The 24,918-nt window shown below is 58.2% G+C and carries 18 protein-coding genes and 1 tRNA gene; 16 read left to right on the forward strand and 3 right to left on the reverse strand.

The genetic code is table 11. The features are described 5' to 3' along the window. The first annotated feature begins 44 nt into the window (after positions 1-44). The 4 genes from ACZ0A4_RS21315 to ACZ0A4_RS21330 all read left to right on the forward strand — a co-directional run bounded on the left by ACZ0A4_RS21315 (position 45) and on the right by ACZ0A4_RS21330 (position 6,216). A complete protein-coding gene (locus ACZ0A4_RS21315; protein ID WP_007910115.1) occupies positions 45-1,967 on the forward strand; it encodes a PrkA family serine protein kinase in 1,923 nt (640 codons plus the stop codon). A gap of 128 nt (positions 1,968-2,095) precedes the next feature. After that, positions 2,096-3,367 (forward strand): YeaH/YhbH family protein, encoded by a 1,272-nt coding sequence (locus ACZ0A4_RS21320; protein ID WP_137217359.1) that lies wholly within the window; start codon positions 2,096-2,098, stop codon positions 3,365-3,367. Further along, positions 3,364-4,926 carry a SpoVR family protein gene (locus ACZ0A4_RS21325; RefSeq protein WP_141129742.1) on the forward strand — a complete coding sequence of 521 codons (1,563 nt, stop codon included), beginning with the start codon at positions 3,364-3,366 and terminating at the stop codon, positions 4,924-4,926. Before ACZ0A4_RS21320 ends, ACZ0A4_RS21325 begins: the two co-directional genes overlap by 4 nt. 63 nt (positions 4,927-4,989) lie before the next feature. Beyond that, a complete protein-coding gene (locus tag ACZ0A4_RS21330) occupies positions 4,990-6,216 on the forward strand; it encodes a multifunctional CCA addition/repair protein (RefSeq protein WP_463576275.1) in 1,227 nt (408 codons plus the stop codon). Positions 6,217-6,298: 82 nt separating this feature from the next. Here ACZ0A4_RS21330 and folK read toward each other — a convergent pair whose 3' ends face one another. After that, a complete protein-coding gene (gene folK, locus ACZ0A4_RS21335; RefSeq protein WP_463576276.1) occupies positions 6,299-6,817 on the reverse strand; it encodes a 2-amino-4-hydroxy-6-hydroxymethyldihydropteridine diphosphokinase in 519 nt (172 codons plus the stop codon). Further along, positions 6,808-7,164 carry a dihydroneopterin aldolase gene (gene folB / locus ACZ0A4_RS21340; RefSeq protein WP_463576277.1) on the reverse strand — a complete coding sequence of 119 codons (357 nt, stop codon included), beginning with the start codon at positions 7,162-7,164 and terminating at the stop codon, positions 6,808-6,810. Before folB ends, folK begins: the two co-directional genes overlap by 10 nt. Positions 7,165-7,238: 74 nt before the next feature. Here folB and plsY point away from each other — a divergent pair, with 74 nt between their 5' ends. After that, positions 7,239-7,808 (forward strand): glycerol-3-phosphate 1-O-acyltransferase PlsY, encoded by a 570-nt coding sequence (gene plsY, locus ACZ0A4_RS21345; protein WP_463576278.1) that lies wholly within the window; start codon positions 7,239-7,241, stop codon positions 7,806-7,808. Positions 7,809-7,831: 23 nt separating this feature from the next. Here the strand turns inward: plsY and tsaD are convergent, their stop codons facing one another. Then, positions 7,832-8,857 carry a tRNA (adenosine(37)-N6)-threonylcarbamoyltransferase complex transferase subunit TsaD gene (tsaD, locus tag ACZ0A4_RS21350; protein ID WP_034155077.1) on the reverse strand — a complete coding sequence of 342 codons (1,026 nt, stop codon included), beginning with the start codon at positions 8,855-8,857 and terminating at the stop codon, positions 7,832-7,834. A gap of 199 nt (positions 8,858-9,056) precedes the next feature. Here tsaD and rpsU point away from each other — a divergent pair, with 199 nt between their 5' ends. From rpsU to pqqA, 11 genes are all read left to right on the forward strand, one after another. Then, positions 9,057-9,272, forward strand: coding sequence for a 30S ribosomal protein S21 (gene rpsU / locus ACZ0A4_RS21355; RefSeq protein ID WP_002551877.1), 216 nt, complete (start codon positions 9,057-9,059; stop codon positions 9,270-9,272). Positions 9,273-9,758: 486 nt separating this feature from the next. Continuing rightward, on the forward strand, positions 9,759-11,723 hold the full coding sequence (dnaG, locus tag ACZ0A4_RS21360) for a DNA primase (RefSeq protein WP_463576279.1): 1,965 nt from the start codon (positions 9,759-9,761) through the stop codon (positions 11,721-11,723). Positions 11,724-11,790: 67 nt separating this feature from the next. Then, positions 11,791-13,635, forward strand: a complete 1,845-nt coding sequence (gene rpoD, locus ACZ0A4_RS21365; RefSeq protein WP_463576280.1) for an RNA polymerase sigma factor RpoD — start codon at positions 11,791-11,793, stop codon at positions 13,633-13,635. Between the two features lie 126 nt (positions 13,636-13,761). Further along, complete coding sequence (locus tag ACZ0A4_RS21370) at positions 13,762-17,508, forward strand: bifunctional diguanylate cyclase/phosphodiesterase (RefSeq protein ID WP_463576281.1); 3,747 nt, start codon at positions 13,762-13,764, stop codon at positions 17,506-17,508. Between the two features lie 15 nt (positions 17,509-17,523). Continuing rightward, a tRNA-Ile gene (locus tag ACZ0A4_RS21375) sits at positions 17,524-17,600 on the forward strand. 154 nt (positions 17,601-17,754) lie between these two features. Further along, complete coding sequence (gene ptaA / locus ACZ0A4_RS21380; RefSeq protein ID WP_463576282.1) at positions 17,755-18,864, forward strand: pyoverdine biosynthesis transaminase PtaA; 1,110 nt, start codon at positions 17,755-17,757, stop codon at positions 18,862-18,864. Positions 18,865-18,996: 132 nt separating this feature from the next. After that, positions 18,997-19,458, forward strand: a complete 462-nt coding sequence (locus tag ACZ0A4_RS21385; RefSeq protein ID WP_025108603.1) for an Lrp/AsnC family transcriptional regulator — start codon at positions 18,997-18,999, stop codon at positions 19,456-19,458. Between the two features lie 223 nt (positions 19,459-19,681). Continuing rightward, positions 19,682-21,364 (forward strand): flavin monoamine oxidase family protein, encoded by a 1,683-nt coding sequence (locus ACZ0A4_RS21390; RefSeq protein WP_463576283.1) that lies wholly within the window; start codon positions 19,682-19,684, stop codon positions 21,362-21,364. A 12-nt stretch (positions 21,365-21,376) separates the two neighbouring features. Beyond that, on the forward strand, positions 21,377-22,171 hold the full coding sequence (locus ACZ0A4_RS21395; protein ID WP_463576284.1) for a carbon-nitrogen hydrolase family protein: 795 nt from the start codon (positions 21,377-21,379) through the stop codon (positions 22,169-22,171). 38 nt (positions 22,172-22,209) lie between these two features. Beyond that, positions 22,210-24,624, forward strand: coding sequence for a pyrroloquinoline quinone biosynthesis protein PqqF (gene pqqF / locus ACZ0A4_RS21400; protein ID WP_463576285.1), 2,415 nt, complete (start codon positions 22,210-22,212; stop codon positions 24,622-24,624). A 156-nt stretch (positions 24,625-24,780) separates the two neighbouring features. Next, positions 24,781-24,855: a pyrroloquinoline quinone precursor peptide PqqA gene (pqqA, locus tag ACZ0A4_RS21405; RefSeq protein ID WP_003422658.1), complete on the forward strand. Its 75-nt coding sequence runs from the start codon at positions 24,781-24,783 to the stop codon at positions 24,853-24,855. Positions 24,856-24,918 lie beyond the last annotated feature (63 nt).

A 24,918-nucleotide genomic window follows, 5' to 3' on the forward strand; every position in this document is an offset into this window, starting at 1 on the left:
TGAGTGATCCGGCGTCGGCTCCACGTATCGAGCGAGGTGACGTCATGAGTATCTTTAGCCACTTCCAACAACGCTTCGAGTCCACACGCCAGGAAGAACTCTCGCTGCAAGAGTACCTGGAGCTGTGCAAGAAGGACCGCAGCGCTTACGTTTCCGCCGCCGAGCGTCTATTACTGGCCATCGGTGAGCCGGAGCTGCTCGACACCTCGACCAATTCGAGGCTGTCACGCATCTTTTCCAACAAGGTGATCCGTCGCTATCCGGCCTTTGAAGACTTCCACGGGATGGAAGAATGCATCGACCAGATCGTCTCGTATTTCCGCCATGCCGCCCAAGGCCTGGAAGAGAAGAAACAAATCCTCTATCTGCTCGGCCCCGTCGGTGGCGGTAAATCGTCGCTGGCCGAGAAGCTGAAACAACTGATAGAAAAAGTGCCCTTCTACGCGATCAAGGGCTCGCCTGTATTCGAATCGCCTCTGGGTCTGTTCAACGCCACCGAAGATGGCGCGATCCTCGAAGAAGACTTCGGTATTCCACGGCGCTATCTGAACACCATCATGTCGCCATGGGCGACCAAACGTCTGGCCGAATTCGGCGGCGACATCAGCCAGTTCCGCGTGGTCAAGCTGTACCCGTCGATTCTCAATCAGATCGCCGTGGCCAAGACCGAACCGGGCGACGAGAACAACCAGGACATCTCCGCGCTGGTCGGTAAAGTCGACATCCGCAAACTCGAGGAATACCCACAGAACGACGCCGACGCTTACAGCTACTCCGGTGCGCTGTGCCGGGCCAACCAGGGCCTGATGGAATTCGTCGAAATGTTCAAGGCACCGATCAAGGTGCTGCACCCATTGCTGACCGCGACTCAGGAAGGCAACTACAACAGTACCGAAGGTCTCGGTGCGATTCCGTTCACAGGGATCCTGCTCGCCCACTCCAATGAATCGGAATGGCACACCTTCCGCAACAACAAGAACAACGAAGCGTTCATCGACCGGATCTATATCGTCAAGGTGCCGTATTGCCTGCGCGTCAGCGATGAAGTGAAGATCTACGACAAACTGCTGTTCAACAGCTCCCTGGCCAAAGCGCATTGCGCGCCCGACACCTTGAAGATGCTGGCTCAGTTCACTGTCCTCTCACGCCTCAAGGAGCCGGAAAACTCCAACATCTACTCGAAGATGCGCGTCTACGACGGCGAAAACCTCAAGGACACCGATCCGAAGGCCAAGTCGATTCAGGAATACCGCGACTCGGCCGGGGTGGACGAAGGCATGAACGGTCTATCGACCCGCTTTGCATTCAAGATCCTGTCCAAGGTCTTCAACTTCGACCCGCACGAAATTGCCGCCAACCCGGTGCACCTGCTGTATGTGCTGGAACAGCAGATCGAACAGGAACAGTTCCAGGCCGAGACCCGCGAGCGCTATCTGCGCTACCTGAAAGAGTATCTGGCACCGCGTTATATCGAATTCATCGGCAAGGAGATCCAGACCGCGTACCTCGAGTCTTACAGCGAGTACGGCCAGAACATCTTCGACCGCTACGTGCTCTACGCGGATTTCTGGATTCAGGATCAGGAATACCGCGATCCGGAAACCGGCGAAATCCTCAATCGCGTCGCCCTGAACGAAGAACTGGAGAAAATCGAGAAGCCGGCCGGCATCAGCAATCCGAAGGATTTCCGCAACGAAATCGTCAACTTCGTCCTGCGCGCGCGGGCCAACAACAACGGCAAGAATCCGACCTGGCTCAGCTACGAAAAACTGCGCGTGGTCATCGAGAAGAAAATGTTCTCGAATACCGAAGATCTGCTGCCAGTCATCAGCTTCAACGCCAAGGCCAGCAAAGAGGATCAGCAAAAGCACAACGACTTCGTCACTCGAATGGTCGAACGCGGCTACACCGACAAACAGGTACGGCTTCTTTCCGAATGGTACCTACGGGTACGGAAGTCGCAGTGAAGCAGCTGCAAGCTGCAAGCTTCTAGCTACAAGCTGCAAGAACAAAGCGCGTAACCCAGTGATGCCCGGGAAACTGCTTTTTCTTGCAGCTTGAAGCTCACAACTTGAAGCTGCCCGGAGGGCTTCCTATGAGTTATGTGATCGACCGACGTCTGAATGGCAAGAACAAGAGCACGGTGAACCGCCAGCGTTTTCTGCGGCGTTACCGTGACCACATCAAAAAGGCTGTCGAAGAGGCGGTCAGTCGGCGTTCCATTACCGATATGGAACACGGCGAACAGATCAGCATCCCCGGTCGCGACATCGACGAACCGGTGCTTCACCACGGCCGTGGCGGCAAGCAGACCGTGGTTCATCCCGGCAACAAGGAGTTTACCGCCGGCGAACACATCGCTCGCCCACCGGGAGGTGGCGGCGGACGCGGTCCGGGCAAGGCCGGCAATTCCGGCGAGGGCATGGACGAGTTTGTCTTCCAGATCACCCAGGAGGAATTCCTCGAATTCATGTTCGAAGACCTCGAACTGCCCAATCTGGTCAAACGCAACCTCAGCGGCACCGACACGTTCAAAACCGTACGCGCCGGGATCAGCAACGAAGGCAACCCATCGCGCATCAACATCATCCGCACCCTGCGTTCGGCCCATGCACGGCGCATTGCCCTGTCCGGCAGCAGCCGGGCGAAACTGCGCGAAGCCAAAGAAGAACTTGAGCGCCTGAGACGCGAAGAGCCGGACAACTTCGGCGATATTCAGGAACTCGAGGCGGAAATCGAAAAACTCAGCGCGCGCATCCATCGCGTGCCGTTCCTCGATACGTTCGATTTGAAGTACAACCTGCTGATCAAACAGCCAAACCCCAGTTCGAAAGCGGTGATGTTCTGCCTGATGGACGTTTCCGGCTCCATGACCCAGGCGACCAAGGACATCGCCAAGCGCTTTTTCATCCTCTTGTACCTGTTTCTGAAACGCAACTACGACAAGATCGACGTGGTGTTCATCCGCCATCACACCAGCGCTCGCGAAGTCGACGAAGAGGAGTTTTTCTATTCACGGGAAACCGGCGGCACCATCGTTTCCAGCGCCCTGAAACTGATGCAGGAGATCATGGCCGAGCGCTATCCCAGCAACGAGTGGAACATTTACGCGGCGCAGGCTTCCGACGGTGACAACTGGAACGACGACTCGCCAATCTGCCGCGACATCCTGATCAACCAGATCATGCCGTTTGTGCAGTACTACACTTATGTCGAGATCACCCCGCGCGAACATCAGGCCTTGTGGTACGAGTACGAACGCATCGCCGAAGCCTTTTCTGACACTTTTGCCCAGCAGCAACTGGTCTCGGCCGGAGATATCTATCCGGTCTTCCGTGAACTCTTCCAGCGCAGGTTAGTGACATGACCGCCAAAGAGCAGAAGCGCCAACCCATTTCCACCGGCTCTGAATGGACGTTCGAGCTGATTCAGACCTACGACCGCGAAATCGCCCGGATTGCGGCCCGTTATGCGCTGGATACCTACCCTAACCAGATTGAAGTGATTACCGCCGAGCAGATGATGGACGCCTATGCCTCGGTCGGCATGCCGCTGGGTTACCACCATTGGTCCTACGGCAAACACTTCCTCAGCACCGAAAAGTCCTACAGTCGCGGGCAGATGGGCCTGGCCTACGAAATCGTGATCAACTCCGATCCGTGCATTGCCTATCTGATGGAAGAAAACACCATCTGCATGCAGGCGCTGGTGGTGGCTCACGCATGCTATGGCCACAACAGTTTCTTCAAGGGCAACTACCTGTTCCGCACCTGGACCGATGCCAGTTCGATTATCGATTACCTGGTGTTTGCCAAGCAGTACATCATGCAGTGCGAGGAGCGCCACGGCATCGATGCCGTGGAAGACTTGCTCGACTCCTGCCATGCCCTGATGAACTACGGCGTCGACCGTTACAAACGGCCGTACCCGATTTCCGCCGAAGAGGAACGCCGGCGGCAGAAAGATCGCGAAGAGCACCTGCAAAAGCAGATCAATGATCTGTGGCGCACCATCCCCAAAGGGGCGGACAAGTACAGCGACAAGGATAACGCTCGCTTCCCGGCCGAGCCGCAGGAAAACATCCTGTACTTCATCGAGAAACACGCGCCGTTGCTCGAGCCATGGCAGCGCGAGATCGTGCGGATCGTGCGCAAGATCGCCCAGTACTTTTATCCACAACGCCAGACCCAGGTGATGAACGAAGGCTGGGCGACGTTCTGGCACTACACGCTGATGAACGACCTGTACGACGAAGGCTTGGTCACCGAAGGCTTCATGATGGAGTTCCTCACCTCGCACACCAGCGTGGTGTTTCAACCAGGCTTCGACAGCCCCTACTACAACGGCATCAACCCTTACGCGCTGGGCTTTGCAATGTATCGCGACATTCGGCGCATGTGTGAGGAGCCTACCGAAGAGGATCGTCGCTGGTTCCCGGAAATTGCCGGGACTGACTGGCTGTCGACCATCAAGTTCGCCATGAGCAGCTTCAAGGATGAGAGTTTCATCCTGCAGTATCTATCGCCGAAGGTGATCCGTGACCTGAAACTGTTCAGCATCATGGATGACGATCAGAAGGACGACTTGCTGGTGCCTGCGATTCATGACGAGCCCGGCTACCGGATCATTCGCGAAACCCTGGCCGCGCAATACAACCTCGGCAATCGTGAACCGAATGTGCAGATCTACAGCATCGATCGGCGCGGCGACCGCTCACTGACCCTGCGTCACCAGCAGCACGACCGCAAACCGCTGGGAGACTCCACTGACGAAGTGCTTAAACATCTGCATCGCCTGTGGGGCTTCGATATTCACCTGGAAACCCTGCAAGGCGACCAGATCATGAAAACCCACCACGTTCCGCCACGCAGCGAACACAGCGAAGGGGACTACGGTCGACTGGATCTGGCCGTCATTCATCTTTGAAACGGTTCTGGCCTCCGAAAGTCCGGCGCAAGGGTTATCCTGTCGGGCTAACGGAGGTTTTTTATGCAGATTTTCAAGGTTGGCGGTGCCGTACGTGATCGCTTGCTGGGCAAACCGGTCACGGACATCGATTGGGTCGTGGTCGGCGCCACCACAGAGGAAATGCTCGCCCAGGGTTATCGCCCGGTCGGTGCGGATTTCCCGGTGTTTCTTCACCCTAAAAGCGGCGAGGAATATGCCCTCGCCCGCACCGAGCGCAAAAGCGGGCGCGGTTACGGTGGCTTCACCTTTCACGCCAGCCCCGAAGTCACGCTTGAAGAAGACCTGATCCGCCGCGACCTGACCATCAACGCCATGGCCGAGGACGATCAGCAGAATCTGACTGATCCCTACCAGGGTCAGCGCGATCTGGAAGCCCGGATCCTGCGCCACGTTTCTCCGGCGTTCGCCGAAGATCCTCTCCGTGTATTGCGCGTTGCCCGCTTTGCCGCGCGCTATGCCGAACTTGGTTTCACGGTCGCAGGAGAAACCCTTCAACTGATGCGTCAGCTCAGCGAGTCCGGTGAACTGGAGGCATTGACCGCCGAACGCAGCTGGAAAGAAATTTCCCGTGCACTGATGGAAAATCAACCGCAGGTGTTCATTCAGGTGCTTCGTGACTGCGGCGCGCTGAAGGTACTGATGCCGGAAGTCGACGCGCTATTTGGAGTGCCACAACCGGAAGCGCATCACCCGGAAATCGACACCGGCCTGCACACGCTCAGCGTGCTCGAGCAATCGGCACTGCACAAACAACCGCTGACCGTGCGCTGGGCTGGCCTGCTGCATGATCTCGGCAAAGGTCTGACCCCGGAAGAAGACTGGCCGCGGCACATCGCCCATGAGCACACCGGGCTGAAGCTGATCAAAGCGGTCAACGAACGCTTCAAGGCACCAAAGGACTGTCAGGAATTGGCTTTGCTGGTAGGCCAGTACCACACCCACGGTCATCGGGCGCTGGAGCTTAAAGCTTCGACGCTGCTGGAGTTATTGCAGAGTTTTGATGTGTATCGCCGACCGCAGCGCTTTGAAGAGTTTATTGCTGCGTGCGAAATGGACGCCCGGGGCCGCAAGGGGCTGGAGCAGAGAAGTTATCCACAGGCAGATTATTTGCGTGGCGCGGCGAAGGCTGCGCGGGAAGTCGCTGTGCAGCCGTTATTGGAGAAGGGATTCAAGGGTCCGGAACTGGGCGAAGCGCTCAAGCGTGAGCGTCTAAAGGTTTTGAAGGCCTACAAAGACGCGTCAGCCTGAAAACCTTCGCAAGCAACCTCGCTCCCACATTGAAATAGGGCCTACTGTGGGAGCGAGCCTGCTCGCGAAGACGCCAGTCAGGTCAACTCAGATCTGAAGAGGTTAACTGCTGACCACGCCACTCGAAAGCAACCGGCGCCAACACCTGATCAATCTGCGCCTCAGCCCACAACGCCGCGAAGCTTTTTCCCACACCCGGATGCACGCGATCCGGCGCAATCAGCGACAACGGCCACAACACAAAAGCATTTTTCAGAATTTCCGCACGCGGCAACACCAGACCGTCAAAATTGCCCGCCAGATCGCCGTACAACAACACGTCGATATCCAGCGGCAAACCCTTACGATCCGGGGCATATCGACCGTTATCCGCCTCAATGAATTTCAATCGTCGATCCAGTTCCATCAACGGCAGATCGGTAAATGCCGACACCACAAAGTTGAAGAACGGCCCGCTCTTGATCCCCACAGGCGCGCTCTCGAAAACCGCCGAACAGCGGATATCCACCAGAAACGTCGCCAATGCATCGAGTCCGGCGCGCAAATGGATTTCGCGCTCGATATTGCTACCGAGCCCTAAGTAGACCTGAGTCAGCGACATCCGCGCTCGATCTCCACACCCACGCCGCCCTTGGCAGCCGGTACGGCACCAGGCTTGGTCAGCTTCAGACGCATCCACGTGATGTTGAATTCGCTCATCAGCACTTCGACCAGACGCTCGGCAAAGGTCTCGACCAGTTGAAACTGCGCCTGCTCGGCAAAAGCCTGAATCCGCGTGGACACGCTGGCGTAGTCGAGCGCCAGGGTCAGGTCGTCACCGGCGGCGGCCGGGCGATTGTCCCAGGCGAAGCTCAGATCAAGTCGCAAGCACTGTCGGATGCCGCGCTCCCAGTCGTAGGCACCAATCACGGTGTCGACTTCCAGGCCCTCGATAAACACTCTGTCCAAGCACTTCTCTCCACTGCACGACAAGGGCGCAATGCGCCGTTAGAATCGGGGCTTCCTCGCCCGGAATAGTTAGCATGTTTTGGTTACTGGCGACTTTCGCCTACCTGCTCGGCTCGCTGTCCTTCGCCATTTTGCTCAGCCGCCTGACCGGAAATCCGGACCCGCGAATGAGTGGTTCGGGCAATGCCGGTGCCACCAACATGCTGCGCCTGGCCGGTCGCAAACTGGCGATCCTGACCTTGCTGGGTGATCTGTGCAAAGGCCTGGTGCCGGTGCTGATTGCCTCGGCTGTCGGTCTTTCGCGACAAGATCAGGCGTGGATCGGCGTGTGCGCCGTGATCGGTCACCTGTTCCCGCTGTACTTCCGCTTCCGTGGCGGCAAAGGTGTCGCCACCGCCGCTGGAATGCTGCTGGGCCTGTACCCGCCCGCCGCGCTGCTCGCAATCGGCGCGTGGCTACTGACGTTCTACCTGACCCGGACCAGCTCGCTGGCGGCGCTGATTGCCACACCGCTGACCTTGCCACTGTTAGCCTGGCAGGAACCGGAAGCGCTGTTGCCGATGAGCGCACTGACCATACTGATCGTCTGGCGCCACCGCGGCAATCTACGCGACCTGTTTGCCGGGCGCGAACGGCATTTTTAAATAGCGCATATGAGCGCTGCTCATCACAACGCCGACAACTGCTCCATTGGCCAGCGTGCCTGCACACTGATCGCCAGACTTTCCTGCTGACCGGCCTGCAAGCGCTGGCAACCGGCAAAGGCGATCATTGCGCCATTGTCGGTGCAGAATTCCGGACGTGCATAAAACACATCGCCCTTCATGTCGCCGAGCATCTTTTCCAGCGAAACGCGCAGCGCCTTGTTGGCGCTGACGCCGCCAGCGATCACCAGACGCTTCATGCCCGCCTGTTTCAGGGCACGCTTGCACTTGATGGTCAAAGTCTCCACCACGGCCTGCTGGAACGCCAGCGCGATGTCGCAACGGGCTTGCTCGTTGTCGTCCCCGGCGCTGACACACTGCTGCCAGGCGTTGAGAGCAGAGGTTTTCAGCCCACTGAAGCTGAATTGCAGACCCGGGCGATCACACATCGGACGCGGGAAGGTAAAACGTCCTGCGACGCCCTTCTCTGCCAGTTTGGCGATTTCCGGGCCGCCTGGATAATTGAGGCCCATCATTTTCGCGGTTTTGTCGAATGCCTCGCCGGCAGCGTCGTCGAGCGTCTCGCCGAGCAGGCTGTATTGACCGATGCCATCGACCTGAACCAGCTGCGTATGGCCGCCGGAAACCAACAAAGCGACGAACGGGAATTCCGGCGGTTTTGGCTCCAGCATTGGCGCGAGCAAATGCCCTTCCATGTGGTGCACGCCAAGCGCCGGAATGCCCCAGGCAAAGGCCAGCGCCTGAGCACAGGAAGCACCGACCAGCAGCGCGCCAACCAGGCCAGGACCCGCGGTATAGGCGATCGCATCGATCTCGGTCGGCACGCAGTCCGCCTCGGCCAACACCTGACGAATCAAGGGCAGCATGCGTTTGACGTGGTCACGCGAAGCCAGCTCCGGCACCACCCCGCCATAAGCGCGGTGCAGGTCGATCTGGCTGAACAGCGCGTCGGCCAGCAGGCCGCGTTCGCTGTCATATAATGCGACGCCGGTTTCGTCGCAGGAGGTTTCTAATCCCAGTACTAGCATGGGTTTGCGCCTTGTTTAGGCTGAATTCGAAGGCGCGCATAATAGTCGCCACGTGATGCCCCGACCAGCGGTTTTCGATCAGAGGCTTTGCATTCCGAGCGATGAGGGGTTAACATCCGCAACCCTTAAAAACCGACGTCTTCAAGTGCTCTTTTGCCGCGAGGATGTTGACCCCGGTAATGAATGAAGGTAGCTCTGGATGCCAGCCGTCAAAGTTAAAGAGAACGAACCCTTCGACGTAGCTCTGCGTCGTTTCAAGCGCTCCTGCGAAAAAGCCGGTGTACTGGCTGAAGTTCGTAGCCGCGAATTTTACGAGAAGCCAACTTCTGAGCGTAAGCGCAAAGCAGCAGCCGCTGTTAAGCGTCACGCCAAGAAAGTTCAGCGCGAACAGCGCCGCGCCGTTCGTCTGTACTAATACACAGACGTTCGTTGCAAGCTTCTTTGCCTAAGCCCGGCTCTCAGCCGGGCTAATGGCATTTGCGTAAAACGCTTGATGCTTCAACGTCGAAGCCGCACACGCGACCAAGACGAATCTGCTTCACACGTCAGACCTGGCTCTTTTGCCAGCGGTGCACGTCTTTTCTGACGAGCCTTTCAAGGCTACTGACGAGCACACCCACTGATTCCTCTTACGACGATCAGCCCAAGGCACCTGCATGCGTGCCCGCTTTATTGAGCTATCCGAGGCCCCTAACCGGCCGTCAGCGGATTCAGCGCAACACTTTCAAATAGTCGAAGGCTGATGAGTACTAACGTCAGTGGATTTTCGGCAGATACACTTCCCGACAGCGATTACGCAGACGACACCGGTCGAGCCGCATATTTTGCGCGCTTCAAACAATGACCCGCGTCCGGCAGCCTTACGCATCGGACTTATTGCAGCGCAGACGACGAGAACGCCATGGCCGGGCTGATTCCCCAGAGCTTCATTGACGACCTGCTGAACCGCACCGACATCGTCGATGTGGTCAGTTCGCGCGTGCAATTGAAGAAGGCCGGCAAGAACTACACCGCCTGTTGCCCGTTTCACAAAGAGAAAACCCCGTCCTTCAGCGTCAGCCCCGACAAGCAGTTTTACTATTGCTTCGGCTGCGGCGCCGGCGGTAACGCCCTCGGTTTCCTCATGGATCACGACAACCTGGATTTCCCCCAGGCCGTCGAAGATCTGGCGAAAGCCGCCGGCATGGAAATCCCTCGCGAAGAAAGCGGCCGTCCGCACAAACCGCGCCAGCCGACCGATTCGCCGCTGTATCCGCTACTCACTGCTGCCGCCGATTTTTACCGGCAAGCCCTCAAGAGCCATCCATCGCGCAAAGCTGCGGTGGATTACCTCAAGGGCCGCGGCCTGACGGGCGAGATCGCCCGGGATTTCGGTCTCGGCTTCGCACCGCCGGGCTGGGACAATCTGTTCAAACATTTGAGCAGCGACACGCTTCAGCAGAAAGCCATGATCGACGCCGGCCTGCTGATCGAGAACGCCGAAACCGGCAAACGCTATGACCGCTTCCGCGATCGCGTGATGTTCCCGATCCGCGACACCCGTGGACGTATCATCGCTTTCGGTGGTCGCGTGCTCGGTGATGACAAGCCCAAGTACCTGAACTCACCGGAAACCCCGGTATTCCATAAAGGCCAGGAACTCTACGGCCTTTATGAAGCGCGCAAGAACAACCGCAACCTCGACGAAATCATCGTCGTCGAAGGTTATATGGACGTCATTGCCCTCGCCCAGCAAGGCCTGAAGAATGCCGTCGCGACGCTGGGCACCGCGACCAGCGAAGAACACTTGAAACGCCTGTTCCGCGTGGTACCAAACGTTTTGTTCTGCTTCGACGGCGACCAGGCTGGTCGCAATGCTGCGTGGCGTGCCCTTGAAGCAACGCTTTCAAGCCTGCAGGACGGCCGCCGGGCGCGCTTTTTGTTTCTGCCCGAAGGCGAAGACCCGGATACGCTGGTTCGCGCTGAAGGCACCGATGCCTTCAAGGCGCGCATCAATCAGCACGCTCAGCCGCTGGCGGATTATTTCTTCCAGCAACTGACCGAAGAGTCTGACCCGCGCTCGCTCGAAGGCAAGGCGCACATGGCCACCCTCGCCGCACCGCTAATCGACAAAGTGCCGGGCGCCAACCTGCGCATCCTGATGCGTCAGCGCCTGACCGAAATCACCGGTCTGAGCAGCGAAACCGTCAGTCAGCTTGCGCAAAATGCGCCGCAGGAAGCGCCGCCCGCTTACGATCCGGGCATCGATTACGACGCAATGCCGGACTACAGCGACTACCATCAGCCGCAGGCACAGGACATGTATGTGCCGCAGCAGGAGTGGACGCCAAAGAAACCCGGCGCCGGCGGCAAGAAGTGGGATAAAAAACCTTGGGACAAGAACGGCAAACGTGGCGGTGATCGCGAACAACAGCGCCCGCGCACGCCGATCGGCGTCGAATCGCCAACCCTGACCGCCCTGCGCACCCTGCTCCATCACCCGCAACTGGCCAAGCGCGTCGAAGATGCCGGGCACATTGCGGACGAGAATCAGACCAACGCCCAGTTACTTGTGGCGCTGCTCGAAGCCGTACAGAAGAATCCCAAGCTAAACTCATTTCAGTTGATCGCGCGATGGCACGGCACTGAACAGGGTCGCCTGCTCAAGGCACTGGCAGAAAAGGAATGGCTGATTGACGGAGATAACCTTGAACAACAGTTTTTCGACACCATTACTAGCTTGTCAGCCCGCCAACGCGAGCGAAATCTGGAACAGTTGCTCAGGAAAGCGCGTCAAAGCGAACTGAGCGTTGAAGAGAAAAATCAACTGCGCGACCTATTAAGTCGCAATGTTTCCGCATCAAACCCGACCTCAACTGGCGCGTGAGGTCATAGCTCAGGTATAATCCTCGGCTTGTTTTTTGCCCGCCAAGACCTTCAGTGGATAGGGTGTTATGTCCGGAAAAGCGCAACAGCAGTCTCGTATTATTGAGTTGATCAAACTGGGTCGTGAGCAGAAGTATCTGACTTACGCCGAGGTCAACGACCACCTGCCCGAGGATATTTCAGATCCTGAGCAGGTGGAAGACATCATCCGCATGATTAACGACATGGGGATCCCCGTACACGAGAGTGCTCCGGATGCGGACGCCCTTATGTTGGCCGACGCCGATACCGACGAGGCCGCTGCGGAAGAAGCAGCCGCTGCGTTGGCAGCGGTGGAGACCGATATCGGTCGCACCACTGACCCAGTGCGCATGTACATGCGTGAAATGGGTACGGTCGAGCTTCTGACTCGTGAAGGCGAAATCGAAATCGCCAAGCGTATCGAAGAGGGCATCCGTGAAGTGATGAGCGCAATCGCGCACTTCCCTGGCACGGTTGACCACATTCTCTCCGAGTACACCCGCGTCACCACCGAAGGTGGTCGCCTGTCCGACGTTCTGAGCGGTTATATCGACCCGGACGACGGCATTGCGCCGCCTGCCGAGGTGCCGCCGCCTGTCGAAGCGAAAGCGGCGAAAGCCGACGACGACACCGATGACGATGAAGCCGAATCTTCCGATGACGAAGAAGAAGCCGAAAGCGGTCCGGATCCGGTCATCGCTGCCCAGCGCTTTGGCGCCGTGGCTGACCAGATGGAAATCACCCGCAAGGCCCTGAAAAAGCACGGTCGCAACAACAAGGCAGCGATTGCCGAGTTGCTGGCACTGGCCGAGCTGTTCATGCCGATCAAACTGGTACCGAAGCAATTCGAAGGCCTGGTCGAGCGTGTTCGCGGTGCCCTGGATCGTCTGCGTCAGCAAGAGCGCGCGATCATGCAATTGTGTGTACGTGATGCACGTATGCCACGCGCCGATTTCCTGCGTCAGTTCCCGAGCAACGAAGTCGACGAAAGCTGGTCCGACGCCTTGGCCAAAGGCAAGAGCAAGTACGCCGAAGCCATCGGTCGCGTTCAGCCGGACATCATTCGTTGCCAGCAGAAACTGATCGCGCTGGAAACCGAAACCGGTCTGACCATCGCAGAAATCAAGGACATCAACCGTCGCATGTCGATCGGTGAGGCCAAAGCCCGCCGCGCGAAGAAAGAGATGGTTGAAGCCAACCTGCGTCTGGTGATCTCGATCGCCAAGAAGTACACCAACCGCGGCCTGCAATTCCTCGATCTGATCCAGGAAGGCAACATCGGCCTGATGAAAGCGGTGGACAAGTTCGAATACCGTCGTGGTTACAAGTTCTCGACTTATGCCACCTGGTGGATCCGTCAGGCGATCACTCGCTCGATCGCCGACCAGGCCCGCACCATCCGTATTCCGGTGCACATGATCGAGACGATCAACAAGCTCAACCGCATTTCCCGGCAGATGTTGCAGGAAATGGGTCGCGAACCGACCCCGGAAGAGCTCGGCGAACGCATGGAAATGCCTGAGGACAAGATCCGCAAGGTATTGAAGATCGCTAAAGAGCCGATCTCCATGGAAACCCCGATCGGTGATGACGAAGACTCCCATCTGGGTGACTTCATCGAAGACTCGACCATGCAGTCGCCAATCGATGTCGCCACTGTTGAGAGCCTTAAAGAAGCGACTCGCGAAGTGCTGTCCGGCCTTACCGCCCGTGAAGCCAAAGTACTGCGCATGCGCTTCGGTATCGACATGAACACCGACCACACACTCGAAGAAGTGGGCAAACAGTTTGACGTAACGCGTGAGCGTATCCGTCAGATCGAAGCCAAGGCGCTGCGCAAGCTGCGCCACCCGACGCGAAGCGAGCATCTGCGCTCCTTCCTCGACGAGTGATACCAGAACCCCCGGCCCAGGCCGGGGGTTTTGTTTATATGGCAGATTAAATCCTTCGCAACGCCCCTCCCCCGCGTACCCCGTCTACACTCGAAACAATCATCCCCGAGCCATAACGAGAGCGTTATGCCCAGATTGGCGTCCGTGCTTTTTTTGCTGTCACTGATGATCTGGACCGCAACGGCTGACGCGCTGACTCTGACCGATGAAGAACGTAGCTGGCTGGCGGCTCACCCGGACTTGCGCCTGGGTGTCGATGCATCGTGGCCGCCCTTTGAATTTCGCGATGACCAGAACCGTTATCAGGGCCTGGCGGCGGACTATATCGACGTGATTCGCCAACGCCTGGCAATCAAGTTGACGCCGATTGAACCAGTGAGCTGGACGGTGGTACTGGAACAGGTCAAATCGGGCAAGATCGACCTTCTGCCCGGGATCATGTCCACCCCGGAGCGCCAGACTTACCTGTCGTTTACCCGCCCTTATCTTGATTTCCCGATTGTCATCCTTGCCCACATCGGCGGCGCGCAACCGCGCAAACTTGACGACCTGTACGGTTTGAAAATCGCCGTGGTGGAAAACTATGCTCCCCACGAACTGCTGCGCACCCACCACCCCGATCTGAATCTGGTCGCCATGCCCAATGTCAGTTCAGCATTGCAGGCGCTGGCGACCGACGAAGTGGACGCTGTGGTCGGCGACCTCGCGTCCAGCGTCTGGAGCCTGCGCCAGCTCAAGCTCGACGGTCTGTACGTCAGTGGCGAAACCCCGTATCGCTACCAACTGGCAATGGCCGTGCCCCGCGACAACAAAGTGCTGGTGGGGATTCTCGACAAAGTGCTCGCGGACATGAGCCCTGATGAAATCAGCAGCATTCAGGAGCATTGGGTCGGTAACGTTCTTGATCATCGGACATTCTGGTCAGACCTGCTGATCTACGGCTTGCCCGGGTTGTTGTTGTTGGTGACGATTCTCGCCGTGGTGATCCGCATCAACCGTCGTCTGAGTTCGGAAATCGCCCGTCGTATCGACCTCGAACAGGAACTGCGCAGTAGCGAATATCACTATCGCGGCCTGGTCGAGAGCCTGTCGGCCATCGCCTGGGAAGCGCGGATGAGCGACTTCACCTACAGCTATGTCTCACCCCACGCCGAAGACTTGCTCGGCTATCCACAATCGCACTGGCTGATCCCCGGCTTCTGGCACAACATCATTCACCCGGCGGATCTGACCCGTACGCAGAGCTACTGCAAGGAAGCCCTGCGCGAGGGTCGCGATCACATCGTCGACTATCGGGTGATCACCGCCGATGGTCGCTGCTTGTGGGTGCGCGACATCGTCAGCCTGATCGAACATGGTCATGAGCCGGTAATGCGCGGCCTGATGATCGACATCAGCGAAATCAAGCGCACTGAAGAGGCGTTGCGGCTCTCGGAGCAAAAATTCGCCTCGGTCTTCCAGCAGTGCCCGGACATTCTGGTGATTGCACGACTGTCCGACGGTTGCCTGCTGGAGGTCAACGAAGCGTTTGAAGAACAGATCGGGCTGAAAGCCGAAGAAGTGCTTGGCCAAACAGCGACCGAGCTGAATATCTGGGGGATTCCCGGCGTCGGTCCGGGACTGTTGCAACGCCTCCAGGCGGGCAGCATTCGCAATCTGGAGATGCCCTTTCGCCGCAACAATGGCCAGCTGTTCACTGGCCTGATCTCCGCTGAGCCGTTCGACCTCGATACCACCCCCGCGCTTGTCGTCGTTGTACGTGACATCACCCAGCTCAAGGAAACTCAACAGCAACTGCAGACCTCAGAAGAGAAGTTCGCCAAAGCCTTCCATGCCTCACCGGACGGTTTGTTGTTATCGCGCCAGAGCGATGGCCTGCTGCTGGAAGTCAACGAAGGTTTCAGTCGTATTACCGGTTTCAATAGCGCCATGTCGGTGGATCGTTCGGCGCTGGATCTGGGGATCTGGGTCAATCTCAATGAACGCAAACAGATGCTCGACCTGTTGCATCGCGACGGCTTTGTGCGTGACTTCACCTGCCACATCCGCCGCAGCGACGGGCAGATTCGCCTCTGCGAAGTCTCCAGCCGTCCGCTGCCGATCGGTGAAGAAGACTGCATGCTGACCATCGCCCGCGACATCACCGAGCGCCATCTGATGCAGGAAAAACTGCAACAGGCCGCCACCGTGTTCGAAAGCACTGCCGAAGGCGTGCTCATCACCGACACCCAACAGCACATCAGCGCGGTCAACCGTGCTTTTACCGAGATCACTGGCTACAGTGAAAGCGAAGCCCTCGGACATACGCCGCGTCTGCTCGCCTCCGGCCTGCATGACAGCGCGTTCTACGCGGCAATGTGGCACCAGTTGACCGACGAAGGTCACTGGCAGGGCGAGATCTCCAACCGGCGCAAGAACGGCGAGTTGTACCCGAGCTGGCTGACCATCAGTGCCGTACGCAATCGCGACAAGTTCATTACTCACTTTGTCGCGGTGTTTGCCGACATCTCCAGTCTCAAGCATGCGCAAGCCAAACTCGACTATCAGGCGCACCACGACCCGCTCACCGGCCTGCCAAACCGCACACTGTTCGAAAACCGCTTGCTGATGGCACTGAACAGTCAGCAGGAAAACGGCGGCCAGGGCGCCGTGCTGTTTCTCGATCTCGACCGCTTCAAGCACATCAATGACAGCCTCGGTCACCCGGTCGGCGACCTGCTGCTCAAGGGCATCGCCGTGCGTCTGAAAGAGCAACTACGCGACATCGACACCGTGGCGCGTCTGGGTGGTGACGAATTCATCATCCTGCTGCCCGGCCTGCAACAGGCCAGCGACGCCGACAACATCGCCACCAAACTGCTCAATTGTTTCGGTGCGCCGTTCCAGGCCGGCGAGCATGAGTTCTTCATCAGCGCCAGTATTGGCACCAGCCTCTATCCGAGGGACGGTTGCGATGTCGCCACGCTGGTGAAAAACGCCGACGCGGCGATGTATCGCTCCAAGGCCAAGGGCCGCAACCGTGTCGAGAGCTACACCCGCGATCTCACCGCCCAGGCCAGCGAGCGCATAGCACTGGAGCACGAACTGCGCCGGGCCATTGAACGCGATGAACTGCGCCTCTACTACCAACCGAAAATCAGCCTCGACGACCATCGCCTGGTCGGTGCTGAAGCCCTGATCCGCTGGCGTCACCCGACCTTCGGCGACGTGCCGCCAGAGCACTTCATTCCGCTGGCCGAAGAGAACGGCATGATCCTGCAGATCGGTGATTGGGTACTTGAGACCGCGTGCCGGCAAATGTTCGAATGGAATCAGGTCTACGACAGCCTCGGCCCACTGTCGGTGAACCTCGCGGGCGCGCAACTGCGTCAACCGAATCTGCTCGGGCGCATCGAACAGCTGCTCAACGACAACCGCCTGCAGCCGGATTTACTGCAACTGGAAATTACCGAGAATTTCATCATGAGTCAGGCCGAAGAGGCGCTGGCCGTATTGCACCAGCTCAAACACCTCGGCGTACAACTGGCGATCGACGACTTCGGTACCGGATACTCTTCGCTCAGTTACCTCAAACGACTGCCGCTGGACATCCTCAAGATCGACCAGTCATTCGTTCGCGGACTGCCCGACGATCCCCATGATGCGGCCATTGTCCGGGCCATCATCGCGCTGGGCCGGAGCATGCAATTCACGGTCATCGCCGAAGGTGTGGAAACCCAGGCGCAACAACAATTCCTCGCCGCCGAAGGCTGCGAACAGATCCAGGGCTACATCGTCAGCCTGCCGTTACCACCAGAAGAATTCGCTGCGACGTTTCTTCGTGTAACCGTATCGGATTATTCGGATAGCACAGCCGAGAAACCGTCGCTATAATCCGCGACCTACTGAGGGCCTATAGCTCAGTTGGTTAGAGCAGAGGACTCATAATCCTTTGGTCCACGGTTCAAGTCCGTGTGGGCCCACCAAATTGAAAGCCGCGCTGAATGCGCGGCTTTTTTGTGTCTGCCATTTCTACTCATCAGTTCACCCCTCTGTAAATCAACCATTAACCAGTTCGTTACTTCAGTATCCAGGCCCCACAGCCGTGGCGCATCTGATGATCCGAAAAAGGGAGTTTTCATGGTTGATGTCACTCGACGCTCATTCGTTGGATTTGCTGCGACGCTGCCGTTGCTGGCCCACAACCCCTGGGCACAGGCTCACATTGAAACCGCCTCGACAGCGGCAACTTCTGATGACGTGCTGATCAACTTCAACGAAAGTCCTTGGGGACCCTCAGCGGCGGCCCGGCACGCGATGCAGGAAGGTATCGCCCTGTCGGGGCGCTATCCCTACAAGATCCAGTATCGACTCAATGCACTGTTTGCCCGCCAGCAAGGCATTCCCGAGGATTTCGTCCAGACGTATAGCGGCTCCAAACAGGCCTTGCAGTATGCCGTGCATGCCTTCACGCAGCAGGGAAGTCTGGTCGTCGCCACACCGTCCTACGAAGATCCCGCCCAGGCGGCTCGCAGCAGGAAAGTCACGGTTCATGAGGTATCCCTTGACGCAGAGCATGCTCACGACCTGCCGCGCATGCTGGCTGTCGACCCTCGGCCGGGGTTGATCTATATCTGCAACCCGAACAATCCGACCGGCACCCTCACGGCCCGCAGCGATATCGAACTTGCCCTGAAGAACAAACCCAAAGGCTCGATTCTGTTGGTGGATGAGGCTTACATCGATTTTTCGCAGGCCACGACGTGCATCCCTCTGGTCAAGAATCACCCCGACCTGCTGGTGCTGCGTACCTTTTCGAAAATCTACGGCATGGCCGGCGCAAGGCTAGGCATCGCGGTGGGCAACCCGGCGCTGCTGGAACAACTTGAGGTGTTCGACAACTACAACGTACCGGCCGCATCTTCCCTGCTGGGAGCAATTGCCAGCCTTGAAGACGCGTCGTTGTTGACCCAAAGGAAACAGAACAATACGCGCCTGCGCGAGGAAACCATCGCGTGGTTGAGCGCCCGCGGTTTTCGCTGCACGGCGTCCCAGGCCAATTGCTTCATGATCGACGTCAGACGCCCGGCGAATGACGTGGTCAAGGCACTGGCCGAGCGCCGCGTGCATGTCGGTCGCGTATGGAAAGAATGGCCGACCTGGGTGCGGGTCAGTGTCGGCACGGACGATGACATGCACCGATTCCGGGATGCGTTTGCCGAGGTTATGGGCAAGGCAACACGGGCATAAAGCAACGGTCAGGTTTCAGCAGCTCAATATCGTCGACACGCAGGTGAAAACCTGATCATCGTCTGCGAGCGTCCCCTCTATTGAGCCTGTAACATGCGCAAGCCACCGATTCGCGCCAATGGAGCCGCCCCCTTGCCAGACATCCGCCCGCCCGTGCTTGATGAAATCGACCGCCAGCTAATCGCCGCCCTGCAGATCAACGCTCGCGAAAGCGTGGCCATGCTCGCCCGGCAATTGGGCATTGCGCGCACCACCGTGACGTCGCGTCTGGCGCGGCTGGAAAAAGCCAAAGTGATCACCGGTTATGGCGTGCGTCTGGGTCAGCGGGTGGTCGATGGCGGATTGCAGGCGTATGTCGGGATCAAGGTGCAGCCGCGATCCGGTAAGGAAGTGTTGCGGCGGTTGAGTGCGATGGCGCAGGTGCAGCAGTTGTGTGCGGTGAGTGGCGAGTTTGATTATGTGGCGTGGCTGCGCACCGATTCGCCGGAGCAGTTGGATCAGTTGCTCGATCAGATTGGCGGGGTGGATGGCGTTGAGAAGACCACGACCTCGATTATTTTGAGTAGCAAGATTGATCGGGGGCAGCCGGTTTAAGATTTTGATCGAGCTTCTCGGGTGAATTTCAGGACCTCTTCGCGAGCAGGCTCGCTCCCACATTTTGGTCGGTGTGCAGTCTCCAACCGTCATATTGATCACTAATATGGCAAAACGACGACACTTTGCGTCTTATTAACGTTCTCTACGCTCCCTAGAATGGCTGGCATCTTTTCCTATACTCAGACGCGCATCCCGCGTCGGGTCGCCAGCAAGGTCAGCCATGAACAAGAACAATCGCCATCCTGCAGACGGTAAGAAACCAGTCACAATTTTCGGTCCGGACTTTCCGTTCGCGTTCGACGACTGGATCGAACACCCGGCCGGTCTCGGCACTATCCCTGAACACCATCATGGCGCTGAAGTGGCGATTGTCGGCGCTGGCATCGCTGGCTTGGTGGCGGCTTACGAGTTGATGAAGCTCGGTTTGAAACCAGTGGTTTACGAGGCGTCGAAGCTTGGCGGTCGTTTGCGCTCGCAAGCGTTCAACGGGACTGACGGCATCGTCGCCGAATTGGGCGGCATGCGCTTCCCGGTGTCCTCCACCGCGTTCTATCACTATGTCGACAAGCTCGGCCTCGAGACCAAACCCTTCCCGAACCCGTTGACGCCGGCCTCCGGCAGCACGGTGATCGACCTCGAAGGCAAAACCCATTACGCACAGAAACTGGCGGATCTTCCTGCACTGTTCCAGGAAGTGGCTGACGCCTGGGCGGATGCTCTGGAGGCCGGTTCGCAGTTCGCCGATATCCAGCAAGCCATCCGCGACCGCGATGTGCCGCGCCTGAAAGAGCTGTGGAATACTTTGGTGCCGCTGTGGGACGACCGCACCTTCTACGACTTCGTCGCCACCTCCGAGGCCTTCGCCAAACTGTCGTTCCATCACCGAGAAGTGTTCGGTCAGGTCGGTTTCGGCACTGGCGGCTGGGATTCGGACTTCCCCAATTCGATGCTGGAAATCTTCCGCGTGGTGATGACCAACTGCGACGATCACCAACACTTGGTGGTCGGCGGCGTCGAGCAAGTACCGCAAGGCATCTGGCGGCATGTGCCGGAGCGTTGCGTGCACTGGCCCGAAGGCACCAGCCTGAAATCCCTGCACCGTGGCGCGCCGCGTTCCGGCGTGAAAAAAATTGCCCACGCGGCGGATGGCCGTTTCGCGGTCACCGATAACAACGGCGACACCCGCGAATACGCCGCCGTGCTGACTACCTGCCAGAGCTGGCTGCTGACCACGCAGATCGAGTGCGACGAAACCCTGTTCTCGCAGAAGATGTGGATGGCACTGGACCGCACTCGCTACATGCAATCTTCGAAGACTTTTGTGATGGTCGACCGGCCGTTCTGGAAGGACAAGGACCCGGAAACCGGCCGCGACCTGATGAGCATGACCCTCACTGATCGCCTGACCCGCGGCACTTACCTGTTCGACAACGGCGACGACAAACCGGGGGTGATCTGCCTGTCCTACTCATGGATGAGTGACGCACTGAAGATGCTTCCGCATCCGGTGGAGAAACGCGTTGAGCTGGCGTTGAATGCGTTGAAAAAGATCTACCCGAAGGTCGACATCGCCGCGCGGATCATCGGCGACCCGATCACCGTGTCGTGGGAAGCCGATCCGTACTTCCTCGGCGCATTCAAAGGTGCACTGCCCGGCCACTATCGCTACAACCAGCGCATGTACGCGCACTTCATGCAGGACGATATGCCGGCCGAGCAACGCGGGATTTTCATCGCCGGCGACGACGTTTCGTGGACACCGGCATGGGTGGAAGGCGCGGTGCAGACCTCGCTCAACGCAGTGTGGGGAATCATGAAGCATTTCGGCGGTTCGACACATAAAGCGAACCCGGGCCCGGGTGATGTGTTCAAAGATATCGGCCCTATCGCCCTGCCCGAGTAAGAGGAATCCCTGATGCGTGTAGCCCTTTACCAATGTCCACCGCTGCCCCTGGACCCCACCGCCAACCTGCAACGCCTGCATCAACTGGCGATGGAGGCCAAGGGTGCCGACCTGCTGGTGTTGCCGGAGATGTTCATGACCGGCTACAACATTGGCGCCGAAGCGGTCAGCACCTTGGCCGAGGTTTACAACGGTGAGTGGGCACAGCAGATCGGGCGAATCGCCAAAGCCGCAGGTTTGGCGATTGTTTACGGCTATCCGGAGCGCACCGCCGACGGGCAGATCTACAACGCCGTGCAGTTGATCGATTCGCACGGCGAGCGCCTGTGCAATTACCGCAAGACGCATCTGTTCGGCGATCTGGATCGTTCGATGTTCAGCCCCGGCGACGATGATTTCCCCATCGTCGAACTCAATGGCTGGAAGCTCGGTTTCCTGATTTGTTATGACCTGGAGTTTCCGGAAAACACCCGCCGTTTGGCACTCGCCGGCGCCGAGCTGATTCTGGTGCCGACGGCGAACATGGTTCCGTTCGATTTCGTCGCCGATGTCACCGTGCGTTCGCGCGCCTTCGAAAACCAGTGCTATGTGGCCTACGCCAACTATTGCGGCAACGAAGGCGAGATCCACTACTGCGGGCAAAGCAGCCTTGCCGCACCGGATGGCAGCCGCATCGCTCAGGCCGGACTCGACGAAGCGCTGATCATCGGTGAACTGGATCGGCAGTCGATGCTCGACTCGCGCGCGGCCAATCGCTATCTCAGCGACCGCCGTCCGGAGCTTTACGGCGCGCTGAATCAGCGCTAATCCGCTAGCATTGGCACTTCACTGTTCTGGAAGTGCCCATGCCTGCGCCGACTCACCCCCGCCCTCACACCGAAACCCTGGCCAATGGCTTGCGCGTGACCCTGCGTCATGTGCCAGGTCTGAAGCGTAGCGCCGCTTCCTTGCGCGTGGCTGCCGGTAGCCATGACGTGCCGTTGGCGTGGCCGGGACTGGCGCATTTTCTCGAGCATTTGCTGTTTCTCGGCACCGAGCGTTTCCCGGCGAATGAAGGGCTGATGGCTTACGTGCAAGGTCACGGTGGCCAAGTGAATGCCAGCACCCGCGAACGTACTACCGACTTTTTCTTTGAGCTGCCGACACGCTCGTTCAGCGCTGGGCTGGAACGTCTGTCAGACATGCTCGCACAGCCGCGTATGAATCCGGACGATCAGTTGCGCGAACGCGAAGTGTTGCAGGCGGAATTTATCGCCTGGTCGCAGGATCCTGCGGCGCAGCAGCAGTTTGCGTTGTATGAAGGTTTACCGGCAGAACATCCGTTGCGCGGGTTCCATGCGGGGAATCGGGACAGCCTGCAAATTGAGCAGCCCGTGTTTCAACAGGCGTTGAAAGATTTCCACCAGCAGTTTTATCGGACCGGGCAAATGACGTTGAGCCTGGTTGGGCCGCAGGGTCTTGAAGAGTTAAAAGTACTGGCTGAGCAATTTTCGCAAGGCTTACCGGCTGGGGATAACGTTGCGCAGGCTATGCCCCTGCCGTTAGCGGTGAAAAGTTATCAACAGCTCGGTGAGCGACGCTGCAATTTGCTGTTTGCGTTCGATGCCTTGCCTGAGTCGTCTGTCGAGGCTTTGGCGTTTCTCTGCCATTGGTTGAACAGCGCCAAACCCGGCGGGTTACAGGCGCATTTGCAGCAGCAGAAGCTGGCTGATGGATTAAAAGCTGCGCCGGTCTATCAATTTGACAGCCAAGCGTTGCTGCATCTGGAGTTCATCGCAGCTTCCGAATCGTTAAACGCCATTGGCGCGCAGGTGCTGGATTGGCTGAGTTTCTTTGCTCAACAAGATTGGGTGCCACTGCGCAAAGAATACGCAGCTCTGCTTCAGCGCCAGCAGCAAGCCAGCGGCGCGCTGCAGTTGGCGCGATTCGACAGTGAACAGTTGGAAAATGGTTTGTCCGAGGCAGGCGTAGAGGCCCTCGCTCACATTCTCGGTGAAATCGGCACTGTGGATAACTTCAGCGATCACTGGAGCCTGCCTGCTGCCAATCCTTTTCTACGAGCCAGCGAACCCTTGGCCAACGCCGGACTGATTCGCGGCCAGACCAGCGCCCACCGTGGGCTGCGCACGTTCGCTCAGGATCGCTCACGCGGTCGTCGTGAGCGTTCACCGATGCAATTCAGCCAGGCGCTGCCAGACACTGGCGATGAAGGTGCGATCTATCTGCGTTGGCAAGTAGAGGCTGCCGCCAGTGCTGACCTGCTCTCAAGGTTGCAACGCAGTCTTCGGCAAACTCAGCAGGACGCAAGCGAAGCCGGGGTCGATTTGTGTTTCAGCGCCTCTGGCAATCAATGGCTGCTGAAGCTCACGGGTCTGAAAGAGCCAATGCCTAGCGTCCTTGAGCATGCGCTGAAATCTCTGACGCAAATTGACGCCGATTCGCCGCGCGGTGAGCCGGAAGCGCCGTTGATCCCCATCCGCCAACTGCTCAAAGCGCTGCCGGAACAGGTAGTGGAATCAGTCAACATCGGTGACGACGCCAAACAGCTGTGGACAAGTTCTCGCTGGGACGGCCTTGCTCTGGGTCTTGATCAACAGACTCAATCTGCCATGGGCCTGGCCCTTAGCCGTATTCCCGGGACTCCGGATAACCAGTTGCCAGCGCCTGCGACGATGACAACGCGAAAACACTGGTGCCACATTGATACCGCTTCCAGCGAACACGCCTTGTTGCTGTTCTGCCCAACTGCCAATCGCGATATCGCCGACGAAGCCGCATGGCGAATGCTCGCGCAACTGTGTCAGACACCGTTCTATCAGCGTTTGCGAGTCGAGTTGCAATTGGGCTATGCCGTGTTCAGTGCGCTTCGCCAGATCCAGGGCCAGACCGCCCTGCTGTTCGGTGTGCAATCGCCAAGTGTGAAACCTGCGGAGTTGCTCGAACACATTCAACAGTTTCTCAGCGGTATTCCCGCGTTGATCGAACAACTTGATGGAGCCAGTCTAAGTCAGCAATGGCAAAACCTCGCGGATCAGTTGGATGACTACACACTGACCAGCAAGGATGCCGCCGAAATTCTCTGGCAGGCCAAGCTCGCTGGCCACTCGTCGGATTATCTTGAGCAATTGATCATTGCGATCCGCCAACTGGATCGCCAGACATTGCTCAGTGCTGCGCAGCGCTTGATCAACGCCGAAGGCGGCTGGCTCTGCCTCGCCAGCGATCCGGCGCCCGAAACCCCGTGGCAAGCGACAAATTGATCATTACCGAGGCTGCAAGGAGCTTTCTCAAAGATTCACGGGCATTTACCCGGAAATTTTGAGTAACATAGCAGCCTAACTATTTGGAACATCTTTGCGCTGCCGTGGACTATACCTATGGACAGCGCTATCCCACCCACCCCGAGGAGACACACCATGTCCTGGACAAAACCTGCTTACACCGACCTGCGTATCGGCTTCGAAGTCACCATGTACTTCGCCAGCCGCTGAGTTCTGCTTACATAGAACTGCAGTGCAACGCCTCGGCTCGCCGGGGCGTTTTATTTTCCGCGT

The organism is Pseudomonas sp. AC172 (assembly GCF_979258595.1).